13 protein-coding genes and 1 pseudogene are annotated in these 13491 nt (G+C 67.8%); 7 read left to right on the forward strand and 7 right to left on the reverse strand.

The window, feature by feature from the left end; all coding sequences use genetic code 11:
* Positions 1-218 precede the first annotated feature (218 nt).
* Positions 219-1292 carry an MFS transporter gene (locus ACIBF8_RS11330; protein WP_396782440.1) on the forward strand — a complete coding sequence of 358 codons (1074 nt, stop codon included), beginning with the start codon at positions 219-221 and terminating at the stop codon, positions 1290-1292.
* Positions 1293-1425: 133 nt separating this feature from the next.
* Here ACIBF8_RS11330 and ACIBF8_RS11335 read toward each other — a convergent pair whose 3' ends face one another.
* The 5 genes from ACIBF8_RS11335 to ACIBF8_RS11355 form a co-directional block, all read right to left on the reverse strand.
* Positions 1426-2460, reverse strand: coding sequence for a tyrosine-type recombinase/integrase (locus ACIBF8_RS11335; protein WP_396782442.1), 1035 nt, complete (start codon positions 2458-2460; stop codon positions 1426-1428).
* Positions 2457-2930: a hypothetical protein gene (locus ACIBF8_RS11340; protein WP_396782444.1), complete on the reverse strand. Its 474-nt coding sequence runs from the start codon at positions 2928-2930 to the stop codon at positions 2457-2459. The genes ACIBF8_RS11335 and ACIBF8_RS11340 overlap by 4 nt, the downstream gene beginning before the upstream one ends.
* Positions 2931-3971: 1041 nt before the next feature.
* Positions 3972-4430 (reverse strand): MarR family winged helix-turn-helix transcriptional regulator, encoded by a 459-nt coding sequence (locus tag ACIBF8_RS11345; protein ID WP_396782491.1) that lies wholly within the window; start codon positions 4428-4430, stop codon positions 3972-3974.
* A 52-nt stretch (positions 4431-4482) separates the two neighbouring features.
* Positions 4483-4878, reverse strand: coding sequence for a nuclear transport factor 2 family protein (locus ACIBF8_RS11350; protein ID WP_396782446.1), 396 nt, complete (start codon positions 4876-4878; stop codon positions 4483-4485).
* Between the two features lie 2 nt (positions 4879-4880).
* The gene (locus ACIBF8_RS11355) at positions 4881-5192 is read right to left on the reverse strand and encodes a MoaF-related domain-containing protein (RefSeq protein WP_396782447.1); all 312 of its coding nucleotides are present in this window, start codon (positions 5190-5192) and stop codon (positions 4881-4883) included.
* 483 nt (positions 5193-5675) lie between these two features.
* Here ACIBF8_RS11355 and ACIBF8_RS11360 point away from each other — a divergent pair, with 483 nt between their 5' ends.
* The 6 genes and pseudogenes from ACIBF8_RS11360 (at position 5676) to ACIBF8_RS11385 (ending at position 9217) form a co-directional block, all read left to right on the forward strand.
* Positions 5676-5984 (forward strand): GNAT family N-acetyltransferase, encoded by a 309-nt coding sequence (locus tag ACIBF8_RS11360; protein WP_396782448.1) that lies wholly within the window; start codon positions 5676-5678, stop codon positions 5982-5984.
* A complete protein-coding gene (locus ACIBF8_RS11365) occupies positions 5984-6304 on the forward strand; it encodes a (4Fe-4S)-binding protein (RefSeq protein WP_396782449.1) in 321 nt (106 codons plus the stop codon). Before ACIBF8_RS11360 ends, ACIBF8_RS11365 begins: the two co-directional genes overlap by 1 nt.
* 235 nt (positions 6305-6539) lie before the next feature.
* Positions 6540-6890 carry a hypothetical protein gene (locus tag ACIBF8_RS11370; RefSeq protein WP_396782451.1) on the forward strand — a complete coding sequence of 117 codons (351 nt, stop codon included), beginning with the start codon at positions 6540-6542 and terminating at the stop codon, positions 6888-6890.
* Positions 6891-6960: 70 nt separating this feature from the next.
* A complete protein-coding gene (locus ACIBF8_RS11375) occupies positions 6961-7335 on the forward strand; it encodes an alpha/beta fold hydrolase (protein ID WP_396782453.1) in 375 nt (124 codons plus the stop codon).
* Between the two features lie 38 nt (positions 7336-7373).
* A complete protein-coding gene (locus ACIBF8_RS11380) occupies positions 7374-8129 on the forward strand; it encodes a DUF5996 family protein (protein WP_396782492.1) in 756 nt (251 codons plus the stop codon).
* A gap of 175 nt (positions 8130-8304) precedes the next feature.
* A pseudogene (locus ACIBF8_RS11385) lies at positions 8305-9217 on the forward strand (replication-relaxation family protein).
* A gap of 233 nt (positions 9218-9450) precedes the next feature.
* Here ACIBF8_RS11385 and ACIBF8_RS11390 read toward each other — a convergent pair.
* Together ACIBF8_RS11390 and ACIBF8_RS11395 are read right to left on the reverse strand one after the other, a co-directional pair.
* Positions 9451-11610, reverse strand: coding sequence for a hypothetical protein (locus ACIBF8_RS11390; protein ID WP_396782454.1), 2160 nt, complete (start codon positions 11608-11610; stop codon positions 9451-9453).
* A gap of 208 nt (positions 11611-11818) precedes the next feature.
* The coding region (locus ACIBF8_RS11395; RefSeq protein ID WP_396782455.1) for a carboxylesterase/lipase family protein at positions 11819-13491 on the reverse strand (1673 nt) is incomplete at its 5' end.

A 13491-nucleotide genomic window follows, 5' to 3' on the forward strand; every position in this document is an offset into this window, starting at 1 on the left:
CGCTTAGTGCCGGACGCACTCCAGGCCTCGGCTTTCCGCCATACGCACCGCGCAAAGGCCATGTGATATTTCACTAGCGGCAGCTCAGCAACGCTTCAGCTCCCCGACAGCCGCCAAGGCGGGTGCGATCCGGCCGACCGTGCCGCCGCACTGCGGATCTGGGAGGCGGCCGCCGCGCTCGGACTCCACAGAGCCTCCGGGTCGGTATATTCGCCGGCGTGACCGCGCCCTTCCCCAGCACCGCCAACCAGGTTCCCCCGTACGGTTCACCCTCCGTCGTGATCGGTGACCGGCCGCCCGTTTTCCGCCCAGTCTGGCTGCTGATCGGGCCGACACTCGCTGCATCGCTAGGTGCTTTCTTGCTCGCCGTCACCGTCGGGCCGCAATGGGTTGCGATCCAGCGGGACATGGGCCTGCCGACCGCGGCAGTCTTCTGGATCTTCGTCGCTTACCTGCTGCCGGCGGTGCTGGCGGTTGCGGTCGGCGCTCTCGTCGGCCGGCGGTGGCCGACTGCCGTAGCGTTGCCCGCAATCGTGCTGCTGGTTCCCGGGTCGCTGCTGACCGCGCTGGCCTCGGGGGAGGCTCTGCTGCTACTCGGCCGCGCGGTGACGGGGTTCGGGGCCGGTTTGGCATGGGGCGTCACGGCCATGCTGGTGGCGCAAATGGGGACACGACGCGTGTGGGTAACACCCCTCGTCGCCGCCGTGGTGGTGCTGGCGCTGGTTCTCGGGCCCGTGGCGGGGGTGCTTGTCGGGCGGGCGGTCGGTTGGCGGTGGCCTTTCATGCTGGCCGTGCCCTTCGGGGCGGTGGCGTTGCTGGCCACCGTGGTGAGCGGGATCGTCGTGCTGATACAGCGCGCGTCCCGGCCGGCTCAGCCTCAGGCCACGTCCAGCCAGACCGTGACCGCGTCGACAGGCGGGCCAAGTGATCCCCGGAAAGTACATGAACGTGACAAGACGGCCCAGCTGCTCCTGGTGACCGTCGGCAGCGTCCAGCAAGTGACGACACCCTTCTTCGGGATGAGTCTCGTACAGGAGGTGGCCCGACTGCTCGGCTCGGAGAACATCCGATCCACCAGGCTCGGCACCGACCTGACCTTGTGGCACGCCGAGGACAGCCCTGGCCGGGCCCGACCAGGGCAGCCCAACCCCGCAGCGAGCCTGCTCGCCGCCGAGCACGGCTCGCCGCCGGTCACTGGCCCCGCCGTTATCACCGGCCCGATCTTGCACGGCAGCCCCTACCCCCTGGACGCCGATGAGGCCGACCGGATCGCGACCCGCCTGCGCGGATAGCGGAGCGGCTTCGACGTGTCGCGTCCACTGAAACCTGACGTGACGCGCAGGTTATCGATTCCATCGGCCTCGCGCGTAGTGCGGGATCGGTAGCGTTCGAACTGGTCACGTCTGTTGAATCAGCGGCCCCAGGTTAGGCCGGTGGCCGTGGAAGCCCTTGCTGTTCGATGGCCAGTGGGTGTGGGTGACCGGTGAGGGCTGCAAGCGCGGTGGCGACGGCCTGGAGGTCGGCTTTGATGTAGGTGGTGGTGGCGGGTCCGCGGCTGTCGGTGTGTCCAGCGTAGGCGCGGGCCACACCGTAGCCGAAATGCCGTTCCACCCAGGTGAGGGTGGTGTGGCGCAGCCAGTGCGTGGAGATCCCCTGGGCGGCGACCCACGGCAACTGTCGGCCGATGCGGGCCCACAGCACGTCGTAGCGGCGGTAGCTGACGGGCCGGCCGTTGCGGTAGCGCAGCAGCGCATCGGTGGGCGTGACGGCCCCGCGGGCCTGGGCATGCTCGATCAGACGGGCGGCGAGCGTCGGCGTGATGGGCTGCCAGCGTTGCGTACCGCCCTTCTCCCTCAAGCGGATCAGGGCACGGTCCGTGTCGAGGTCGATCAGGCGTAGCGCGAGGGCGCCGCCGCGTCGGCAGGCGGTTTCGGTGTGCAGGCGCAGCAGCAGGGCGTCGAGGATGATGTCGTTGCCGCCACTGCGCGCGGCGGCGTTGATGTCATACAGCTCGTCGGCGGTGAGGGCGCGGCGGGTGTTGGGCAGCCGGCGGGGTTTGCGGACCCGGTGGGCGGGGCTGTCCACGGCCGCGAGATACCCGTCGGCGATGGCCCGGTTGTAGAAGGCGCGGGCCGCGGCGATGAAGTGCTCGCCGGCGTGCCGACCCTGGCGGGAGTTGCGCCGGGACCGGGCGCCGGCGGTGGATTGCCGCATCAGGGCTTCCAGGTCGGTGGCAGCCACCTCGTCGACACGCCGCTCCCCCAGTCCGTCGGCCATTCGTCGCCAGTAGCTGCCGTAGGTGCGCCGGGTGCCCGGGCTCGCCGCCGCCACGACGCACGGCAGGTATTCGGCGACAGTCGGCACCGGACGCGGGTCGGCACCCGTGAGATCAGCGGGGCTGAGCCCAAGGTGCTTCAGCAGCGCGAGGGCGGTGCTCACGCGGTTGGGGTCAGCGCTCATCGGGGCTCTCCGAGGATGCGGGCGTGCAGGCCCGCAAGGGCTGCGGCGATGGTGTTTGAGGGGTGCACGACGATCAGATCCCGACCCACGAAGGCGGCCAGGAGCACCGGTTCACCCGCGGTGATGCCGCAGAGGTGGCGGGCGGCGGCCGGCAGGGGCAGTTCCTCCCGGGTGCCCACGACGTGCGCGCCGGCTGGCGTCGGGGTGATGAGCACGGCGGCGTGCACCACGTCGACGTGCAGGGCGAGGCCGGGAGTCCAGCCCAGGGCGCGCAGCAGCGGTCGGGCGGTGACCCGGCCGGCGGCATCGGGGCGGGCCACGTCGAACAGCACATGGGTGCTCTGGTTAGGGGGTGACGGCAACGTCGGCAGGGGCGCCGGTTGCGGCGGTGTGCCCGGCAGCGGGGCGGGTATGAGCGCGTCGACGAGCTGCTCGACGTCGCGGTGTGGGGGGTGCGGTCGGCGACTCATGGCCACTGCCAGCGGAGTCGCGCCGATATCAGCGCAGCGGGAACCGTCCCCCGATGGTTGCTATGCGCGTGGGTGCTTGTCTTTTCTGGATGATTCGCGGAGATCGGTTGATCTCTCGCGAATCCCCACAAAAACTGGTGTCCGAGGGGGGATGAACACATATTTGGAGCATCCACGCTTAGCGTGGGTGTTCATGCATTCAACTTACCAGCTCACATGCCTGAGACAAAGCATCCCACCCCAACTCCTTGATGTGGCGGCTTCGAAGCTACTGCGAACTCTCCGAAAGGGTCAAACCGCACGACTGGCTCGATGAACTGTAATCCAATCGGGTCGCCAGTCGACAGAGACAGCGGATCGCTGGCGCGCGCTCTCATGCCCGTCATAGCGGATCGCAGTTCTTCGGGTGCTGGTGACAAATCGTAACTCGGAAGGTGGATCTCCTCGTCGGGCAGTCTCCCACTCGGCGTCGGTCAGGTCAGACGGTTACCGCCGCAAACGATCCATTCCTGTCGATCGGCCGAGCTACCTCCATCGACCGGACTCACTGTGAGACACACCTGACCGACCCACATACCAAATGCGCTCTCAGGCGCTCCGGAGTGTGGCTCGACCGGCCTTCAGTGCCCGAAAGAGCCGGTCACCTATCGAACGAACGACGTCGCACGAGACGGCGTCCGAGGTTTGTCCGTGAGAGCCCGCCGGTGCTCCGTGGGCGCCATTCGGCGGACTACCCTTGACCGGCGGCGCAGATAGTAGCGGCAGGGCAAACACGGCCCAGTGCGCGTTGGTCCGTCGTGCCGCCTCGTCACCGCCAGGGTGACCACGAGGTCTCCGGTGCGTGGTGCTTCCTCGTCGTAGTACCAAATACCGGAGACCTCACCCTATATCGATCACCGCCACGCCGTGACCTGACCCGGCGCGCAACTACTAATGAAACGCGCTTTACCCGCAGCCCAACTGTTCTCATTGAATTCCGGCACACCCGCCCGAGAGTAACTGGATAGCACTGGGCCACCACACCATCCTGTCGCATCTGTACTAGGCTTCTGCCTCGTCGAACACTCGAACAACACGCGCGCTGATCCTGCCGAGGGCGGCGGCATCAGCTGCACCCAGGCTGCCGAAAAGGACGTCTCGAATTTCTGCTCGTTGCGCGCGTAGCACGCGCGCAACGAGCAGCCGACCTTGCGAGGTCAAGGTGGCTTCGTAGGCACGCCGTCCCGTTGGTACACGGTTCCGGGTGACCAGATCCTGGCGTTCCAGGACGTTCAGCGTGTGACTAACGCGGCTGGGCGAGAAGCGCAGCATGCCGGCGAGCGCTTTCAGGCCCAGCGTCTGATTCTCCGCAGCGCTCAGCAGGACCAGCAACTTGAAGTGCCCATGCGAGATGTTCCCGTCGCGCTGGGACTGTCGTTCCAGCGCGACCTCGAGGAGGTGGGCCGCCAGCACGAAGTCCTGCCATATCGCGGCCCGGTCGAGGTCGTCGTCACGTCGCATCGTCACGGTGTTCATTGTGCGTCGACGCACCGGCATGTCGACCTTCGGGCGCCTACACCATGGCGTTGCCGTTGGCGGACGCCTCGGCGGTGACGATGTCCTGGACGACGTCCCAGTGTTCGACAATACGTCCGTTCTCCAGCCGGAAGATGTCGACAATGGCCACCGGGTTCGGGGCCCAGCCACGGACGATGCTGTGGGTGAAGACCAGATCGCCCTGAGCGGCAACCCGTTGCGGTTCCCAGGAAAAGCCCTCCAGCCCCGGGACGACATTGCGCAAGGCGTCCAGCCCGTTGGGCATCTGCGGGCTGTGCTGGACGTACGGTTCGGCCCAGTATCGGTCGATCGCGGTGAGATCCTTCTCCGCGAACAACTCTCGCATCGCGGTGAGTACAATTTCAGTGTTGCGCTGTGCCTGATCGTCCTGGGTCACGGGGTGCTGGGTCATCTTCAGGCCTCCTTGATCGTTCCGACGAAGTTGTAGAGCTTGCCGCCGACGGTCACATTGGAATAGACCGTCCCGTTCTCGAAGTCCTCCAGGTGCGTAACGGTGGCCCCGCTCGCCTCGGTCCAGGAGTTCAGATACACACCTTCACGGATCTCCCGCAGGTTCAGAGCCACCGTTTCAGCGTGACCGTCGGGCGCGAGCCCCGCGCCCTGCACCACGATGAAGCTGCCCTGGGTCGGCGAATCAAAGGTGAACCGCACCTTCAGGTCACCCAGGTCGAAGCGAAAGCTACGGCCTGTTAATTGCCTGGTCATGACATGCCCTTCCGTTGCTGGTGCGGACGACGCGCCGCTGAGTTGAACTCTCAACTCAGCGGCGCGTTTCGGCAAGGGGTTGGGATGCAGGTCACCCAGGCGCCGCGAGCGGCACGTCCCGAACGTGAGCTCCGGGAGAAGCCACCATCTGCGAGCAGGACACCCATCGGGGGTTGGACAGGCCTCCTGGAAGCGCCTACGAGCCGGTCCGGTAGTGGCGCTGTGTCATCACCGCATGTGACGCGGTGTCACTGGTCGCGGCCGGTTGCTGACGGAAACTGGGGGGTGACCGCGGGATCGCCGCGTTTACCGGAACGACGCGGCGACGACTGTGCCCGCACAACTTGGCGACGTCCAGCGACGCGTTGTCCACCAAGTCCCGAAAGCAGGCCCCGGGCCCGGAGGCCGGTGACACTGAGTGACACATCAACGAAACCGAACCACCGTGGCTTGAGATCCACGCTAAAGACACATGGAGAACACGTGGCAGTAAGAGTGAGTGATGTCCCCGAGGCCAAGCGATACGAGGCCCGCGTCGACGCAGAGTCCAAGGTCGCGGGCGTCGCACAGTACATCCGTACCGCGGAACTCGTCGTGTTCGTACACACCGAGGTCTCGCCGGAGTACGAGGGAAGGGGAGTCGGGGCGGCACTGGCCCGCACCGCCCTCGACGAGGCGCGCGCCGCGAACCTGCTGGTCCTGGCCACCTGCCCATTTATCGCGGGGTGGATCGCCAGGCACCCCGAGTATCAGGACCTGGTGTACCAGGCCTACAGCAGGGTCAGTGACTGATGGCCGAGCATGGCGACGACGCGACGACGGAGGCCGCTATGAGCAGCGGAGCCAGCAAGAAGGCGTACAAGGGCCAGAAGATCACTGTCACCTTCGAGGCGAGGCGTTGCTTGCACGCCGCCGAGTGCGTCCGCGGCTTGCCGGAGGTCTTCGACACGGGCCAGCGCCCGTGGATTCGGCCCGACGGTGCCGAGGCCGAGCGCCTGGCCGAAGTGGTGCGGCGCTGCCCCTCGGGGGCGCTGCAGTACGAACTCGTGGACGGCGGGGCCGAGACCCAGACCGGCCCACGCAGATCACGCGCAACTTCGTCGGACAGTTGATCGTGCAGGGAGAGCTGAGCGCGCACCCGCCGGAAGGCCCGCGCGCCGAGACCAAGGCCGTCCTGTGTACTTGCGGGCGGAGCCGTCTTCAGCCGTCCTGCGACCACGCGGGTCAGCCCTGCCGTCAGACACAGGGCTGACCCGCCACCCCGATCGAAGTTGAGGAGAACTACGCCGCCGCGCAGTGGGTCGTTATATATGACGCCACCCACGGGCTCGACCCGGCCGCCTCACGATGGCCGGCGACTCCGTCGGCGGGAACGCGGCCATCGCTCTCATCCTGGCTGCCAAGCAGCACGGCGACGTCCCGCTCGCCGGGCAGGTCTGTTCTCCCCGGTCACCGACGCAAGTTTCGACACACGCTCGTACCGGCAGTTCGCGGAGGGCTGCTTCCTGTGCCGTGACGTCATGCAGTGGTACTGCGACCAGTACACCACCGACGCCGCGCAGCGTGGCTAGATCACCGCCTCGCCGCTGCGCGCCATCGCCGAGCAACTGGCCGGGTTGCACGCTCGGCGGAATCCGAGCGGCCGAGGCGATCCGCAAGGCCGCCAACTTCCTGTCCGCCCTTGTGCCGACCCGATGAAAGGTACTGGAATGAAATCCACCATCGTCCTTGTCCCGGCGCGTTCGCCGAGTCCGCCAGCTGGAACAGAGTGGTCCAGCAGCTGCACGCCGACGGCTACCCGGTCGTCGCCGGGCCCAATCCGTTGCGCAGCCTGTCCGGCGACGCCGCCGATGTCCCGCCCGAGCGAGCCGCCGTCGACGCGGCCGCCCAGCGCCCGCTTAACACCACGGCGCTTATCGAGGGCTCCGGCGAACCGGCGTGGAAGACCGTGCCGTCCTGGTTCGTGTACCCGGAGCTGGACTACAACATCCCGCTCGCGGCACACCGCTTCATGGCCGAGCGTGCCGATGCTCGCGCCAACGTGGAACTTCCTGGGGCATCGCATGCGATCCCCGCCTCAGAGCCCACCGCAGTGGCCGAGATCATTCTCAAGGCGGCCACGTCGACCGGCTGGGAGGGTTAGGGCGATGCAGAACGCGATCACCGGGCCCATGGCCCGGGCTGCGCGTGGCGGACTGGGCGGCTACCCGCGACACGCTGCACATGTGGATCCAGATCATTGGCAAGATTCGGATGGCCGTCGCGCCGACGGTCAACCACTGGTGGCACGTCACGCCTTATCCGACCGCGCGCGGCCTGACCACGTCGCCGGTGCCGTACCGCGAGGGGGCCTCCGACATCGAGTTCGACTTCCTCGATCACCGGCTTCACCTGCGCACCAGCGACGGCGGCTCAAGCGCCATCGCGCTCGAACCAAAGCCAGTCGCGACGTTCTACCTCGAAACCTTCGAGGCACTGGCAGCGCTCGGACTCCAGCCGCAGATCCATGCGATTCCCAACGAGGTCGAAATCGCGATCCCCTTCGCCGACGACCACAAGAACAAGTCGTACGACGGGGAGGCCGCGCGACTTTTCTGGCAGCAACTCTCGCAGGCCGAACGCGTCCTCGGCCGCTTCCGCTCAGAGTTCGTGGGCAAGGCAAGCCCGGTGCACTTCTTCTGGGGAGCGATGGATTTGGCCTATACGCGCTTCTCCGGCCGCGTCGCCCCGGCCCACCCGGGCGGCGTGCCCAACTGCCCGCCCGCGGTGATGCAGGAGGGCTACTCGCACGAGCTGGCGAGCTTCGGCTTCTGGCCGGGCGGTCGGTCACGGTTCGGCGGCACGGCCCGGACGGGCTGCTGGGCGAGCCTGTCCGGGCCGGCCGCGGGCGGGGTGACTGCGGAGCAGGTGAAGCGCAGGTCGTGGTCGCGACCTTGACGCCCTCTGCTGCGGCTTCACTGAGCCTGCACCACCCGTGCCGCTGACGGGCGCCCGGATGCGGCTTGTCAACGCAGCACGCCGCCCGTGACCGTCCACCGTCATCAGGGCGACAGTTCCAGGCTTCCTCTCCGCGGAAGAGGTCCCGTCCCTCTACTCCCTGAAGAAACTCCTTATGAACAGCGATTCCTCCATTCCCCTGTTCCGTCCGTCGTCGTCCCGAACTCCGTCCAACAAGTCTCAGCGACTGTCGCAACTGCGGCGGCTGACCCTGCTCGACCGTGAGCTCCTCCCGTGGCTCGCTGAGCACTACGTGCTGTCCACCGCCCAGATCACCCGGGCGCTGTTCCCGTCGGAACGCTCGGCCCAGCTGCGCCTGGACACCCTGCACCCGCATCGACGCCGTGCACCGGTCCGTTGACGTCGCCACCGGCGATAACCAGCACCTCTACACCCTCGGCCCGCTCGGGATGCTCGTACATCCGACCACCTACATCGATCCCGAGCGGCCGGACACTCGACCGCCACGCAGCAGCATCGAACGCACCGAACGCATCATCAGCAGCCCTCCGCTGCGGCACCTGCTCGGCGTCAACCAACTCTTCGTCGACCTGGTCGCCTACACCCGCACCGACTCGCGTGCCCACCTGTGGCGCTGGTGGTCCGAGCAGCCCGCCACCGCCGCCTACGCTCTCGCCAAGATCCGCCCCGACGGTCACGGCATTTGGACCGCCTGCGGGCAGACCGTGGGATTCTTCCTCGAAAACGACAACGGCACCGAACCGCTTGCCAGGGTGTTGGGCAAGCTGCGCGCCTACGAGCGGCTCGCCGAGTTCGGCCCTCGATACCCCGTCCTGCTGCGCGTGCCGCACCGCCGCCGTGAGGCTAGCCTGCTCGACGCCCTCGCCGGGGTGCCCACCGCTATGCCCGTGGCCACCGGCCTGCACGACGAGCACCCCGCCGGCCCTGCCTGGACCCTCACCACCGACCCCGGTCTGCGCCATTGGCTGCACGATCTGCCATCGGACCACGGTCCTCACAACACTGCCACCAACCCCGAGCGCTACATCGATCCCGACGACCACTGACCCCATCTCGCGTGACGGCTCACCCCCGCTCACACCGCAGGTCACTGTCCCCGGCACGCCTCCTGCCAGGGGCATCCCGGCGGGAGCCGGGCGGGCTCTTTACGACAACCTCGGACGCTGTCTCGTGCGACGTCGTCCGCTCGATCGGTGACCGGCACACGCGGCTCTTTCGCACCTCAGGCCGGTGGAACCACACGCCGCAGCGCCTGAGGTTCGGCGACAGCTGCACCACCTCAGCCGGTCCGGAGCCGCTCGGACAGCTCGCAGACCGCCGCCTCGTATCGGTCGTCCGTCACGCACGGCTGATGAGCGCACATCGGGGGCCAAACCGTGTCACGGCCTCGGGCATCGAGATCCTGCGGATCCCGAAGCCGGCGGTCCACCTCGGACCGCTGCCGCAGCGCGTCGTCGTCACCCCCGCGTCCGGACGTGAAGATCCAACTGCCGATGGGATCGGTGTCACGCCACAGGTTCACCCATCGCCAGCCCAATCGGCGGCCGGCCTCACTCAGCACATTTCTGCCCACGTACGCCGGGAACAGCGTGCTGTAGAGGCATCTCAGCGGGGAACCGTGCGTCAGCAGGGCAACCTTGGACAGCACGGACGGCTCTAGTTGCAGGACGCTCGCCAGAGCGAGGACCGATCCGTGGCTGTGCGCCGCTACCAGCACGCATCTTCCTTGCCGGACCAGCATGCTGATACGGGACGCGAGTTCGGGCACGGCGCGCTCGGCGTAACACGGTGGGGCGAAGGGGTGAGCGGCGCGCGGCCAGAACATCCCGAGGTCCCAGAGCATACCGATATAGCGACGAAAAGTGGTCGTACGGTAGGCGAACAATCCTCCGAAGAACAGGCCGACGAACAGCAACGCCATCAGGTAGCTTCCCAACTGAGTGCCCGCGCTGACGAAATCGGACGGCAGGCTGACCAGGCCCTCCACGGCGACACTGGGCTGCAGTTCGTCCAGGGCCAGAGCGGTGAAACCCATGCTCAGCGCGACGAGGCAGCAGTAGGTCACTCCGAGCGGAAACAGCCGTTCCGTGAATTGCGCCCGGGCGATTGCGTCGCGCACTTGTGCCCGCCGTCGGGCCGTCCCCGCATCTGCCTCAGGAAAGTCGCGCGCGACGATGTCGTCCGCTGACCGTCGTCGGTGCCTCCGCGTGAACAGCACCATCACCGCACCCGCGAACGCTGCGCCAATGACCGACACGAAGAACCCGAACATCGTCCACTTGTATGCCAGAACAGGGCTGGTGGGCAGCACGTCGGGGGTGGGTTGGTCGCGGTCGAGGTAGTCCGATACGCGGTAGTTGAATTCGGTGGCGAAGCTGACCGCCAGTCCCACCGCCAGACACGCGAACAGCGGCGCACCCGACCAGCGGAGCCTCCTCAGGCTGCCCTCCCGGCCCACCAGCGCGGCGACCCCGATCAGCACGAGTAGGACGCCCTGCGTCCCGAAGAGCAGGACGACCGCGACGTCGTGGCCGGGCAGTCCGTTTTCGGCGGGCCATTCGCTGCGGTCGAACGCGACCCGTCCGATGACGGCGATCGTCACCACCACGGCAGTCGACCGCAGGGCATGGACCACCCCATCGACCGCCGGGGTGCCGGCTACGGCGTCGATGACGGAAGGTACGCACACCAGTACGACAGTGGCGACAAGGATGAGCGCAGCGCAGAGCAAGAGCAGGACGTCGAGGAGGTTCGGTCCACGAGCGGTCCACAACGTCGCAATCAGACTGAGATCGAGCACGGCGAGACCGGTCGCCACGTGGATGGAGCGAAGTCGCACCACTCCCGGCGTGGTGTGACGTGTCCCGATCGCGCCCAGTGCCGTGTCGGCCGGCTCACCCGTAGGTGGGATGAAGTCGTCGTACCAGCGAGGGCACCGGGAGCCCACCAGCCACAACACCCAGATCGCGGCGACGGGCACCAGCGACAACAGCGCAATGCGCAATCCGACCGGTTGACCGCCGAGCCAGGACAGCCAGGTCCGGCCTCCGAGGCAACTATCCAGGGACATGCACTTGCAGGCGAGCAGGTCCAACGCCACGCCGACGAAAGACAGGACGTACAGGGCCGTGAGGCTCAGGCCGACCAGCCTGCAGCCCACCCAGACCACACTGCCGCTGACCGTCGCCCTCGGCCGCATCCATGCGGCCACGTTGCATGCCATGAACGGCAACAGCAACACCAGCGACAGTGTCCTCGCGGCGGCTCCGCTGCGGAGATCGCTCCACCGGTATGTCTCCAACACCACGCCGCAGGCGCCTCGGGAGTCGCCATAGCCTCTGCGGGGCCGGTAGAAGCCGCCCTTGCTGTCGCCGGCGACCCGCTGCACGTGCGGCCGATCCAGGATGTCATCCGCGCCGGCACCCATCACGCCGTGCACCCGCAACTCAACGACGTCACCCGGGGGGTGGCACCCGCCCCGTGCACGGCGCGGCGATGATTCCGGCATTCCTACCTCGCAGGCTGGGACAGGCCTCGGAGCGAAGCGCTGGCCAGCCGCGCATACCCGAACGGGCCTATTCCAGACGGGGGGACCCCCACCACCCTTCGCCTACGCCGACAACCCGGGGTCGTTTGGACGTGCTCGTCTAGGGGATCGGCCCGTCGTACTCCATCCAGAAGTCGACGGCGTCGGAGCGTGGGCGGGGTGCCATCCCGCTGCCGCCGGCGAACTCCATGACCTGGTCGGGCGCTTGCGCGACCGTCGGCCAGGCCGGCAGGCCTGGTGCGTTGGGGTCGCCGGTGCGGACGAAGTTGACCCAGTACGCGCTCATCTGGTCGCGGAGCCGGTAGTCGGTCTCCGTGTAGTCGGCGGCGCTGTCGGCGCCGAGGTTGTCGTATGCGTACGCGACCTCGGCGCCGTGGTAGGCGCCGTACTTCTCAAGCCCCTTCTCAGGAGGGATGTGTGAGAAGAAGTAGAGGTAGGCGTCCGACTCACCCGTCTGCGTCTGCAACTGGGCCCAGCGCCGCATGGCTCGGGTCATGATCTTGTCGGTCTCGGCCCGCAGGAGCGATTCGAGAACCTGCTCCGCTGTCTCCCCTGGATACAGATCGAGGAACCGATCCGCATCCTCACCGTATGTCTCGCGTGCGGACGACCGGTACTCGTCGACGTCGGTGTCCGGTGGGCTGGCCAGCGCGAGCGAGGCCTCGTCCGCGTTGCTGCCGACCAGGGTCGGCACGTCCAGTTGCTCTCCGGACGCGTAGGTTTCCGCCGGCGATCGGTCGAGCACGTGGCCGTCGACGGAGGGCTGCCAGTGCGCATCGAGCGCCCCCGCCGCGTCCACGAGGCGCTCGACGGGCATTTCGCGCATTTCCTCGATGGTTGCCCCTCCCAGTTGTTCGCTCAGGCGGCGGCCGGCATCCTCTGCCGCCTCGCGCGTGTCAGTCTGGTCGCCGCGCTCGGTGTTCCCCGTGGTGCCCATGCACGCTCCGCTGCCGGCGATGATGCCGTCGACGAGGTCTTCGGCGAGCGGTGTCGCACCGAGGATGCAGACGCTCTCGCCCCCGGCGGATTCGCCCGCGATGGTGACCTGGTCGGGGTCGCCGCCGAATGCCGCGATGTTGTCGCGTACCCACGCCAGGGCGGCGATCTGGTCGAGGATGCCGTAGTTGCCCGACGCGTCGTGCGCGGACTCGGCGGACAGTTCGGGATGGGAGAGGAAGCCGAGTACCCCCAGTCGGTAGTTGATCGTGACGGTGATCACCTCGCCCCGGGAGGCGAGCGACTCGCCATCGTAGAGGGGGAGCGCGCCGGAGCCGGTCGCGAAGCCGCCGCCCGGGATGTAGACGAGCACGGGCAGGTGCTCCGGGGCGCGTGTCGTGCTCCGCCAGATGTTGAGGGAGAGACTGTCCTCGCTCACGGGATACGGATTGAGGAGCGTGCCTTCCAGGGGTACCTCCACGATCTGCGAGAGCGCCCGCGTGAAGAACGTGGAGGTGCTCTGAACCGGAACGGCGGAGAACCGGTCTGCGGTGAACACGCCCTCGCGCGGCTTCAGCGGCTCCGGCGCACGCCAACGCAGATCCCCCACCGGAGCCTGCGCATAGGGGATGCCCGCGAAGACCTCGACTGTGCGCTCGTCGTTGTAGACGCCGGTGATCGGCCCCTGCCGCGTCTGCACCGGCCCGGACGGCGAGCGGTCCTCGCCGCCCGCGACGCGGGTCTGCGGCGGTGGATACGCGAACACCGCCGCCCCGAGAACGAGCGCCCCGGCGAGCAACCACGCACCTATCCGGAGCAGCGCGTGCCCCCGGGCCC

The sequence above is a fragment of the Micromonospora sp. NPDC050276 genome (genome assembly GCF_044459545.1).
In the GTDB taxonomy this organism is placed as follows: domain Bacteria; phylum Actinomycetota; class Actinomycetes; order Mycobacteriales; family Micromonosporaceae; genus Micromonospora.

Coding starts and splice junctions, on each gene's coding strand:
- ACIBF8_RS11365 (WP_396782449.1), top strand. CDS start 5,984: ATGGCCGAGCATGGCGACGACGCGACGACGGAGGCCGCTATGAGCAGC.
- ACIBF8_RS11370 (WP_396782451.1), top strand. CDS start 6,540: ATGGCCGGCGACTCCGTCGGCGGGAACGCGGCCATCGCTCTCATCCTG.
- ACIBF8_RS11340 (WP_396782444.1), bottom strand. CDS start 2,930: ATGAGTCGCCGACCGCACCCCCCACACCGCGACGTCGAGCAGCTCGTC.
- ACIBF8_RS11355 (WP_396782447.1), bottom strand. CDS start 5,192: ATGACCAGGCAATTAACAGGCCGTAGCTTTCGCTTCGACCTGGGTGAC.
- ACIBF8_RS11350 (WP_396782446.1), bottom strand. CDS start 4,878: ATGACCCAGCACCCCGTGACCCAGGACGATCAGGCACAGCGCAACACT.
- ACIBF8_RS11335 (WP_396782442.1), bottom strand. CDS start 2,460: ATGAGCGCTGACCCCAACCGCGTGAGCACCGCCCTCGCGCTGCTGAAG.
- ACIBF8_RS11345 (WP_396782491.1), bottom strand. CDS start 4,430: ATGCGACGTGACGACGACCTCGACCGGGCCGCGATATGGCAGGACTTC.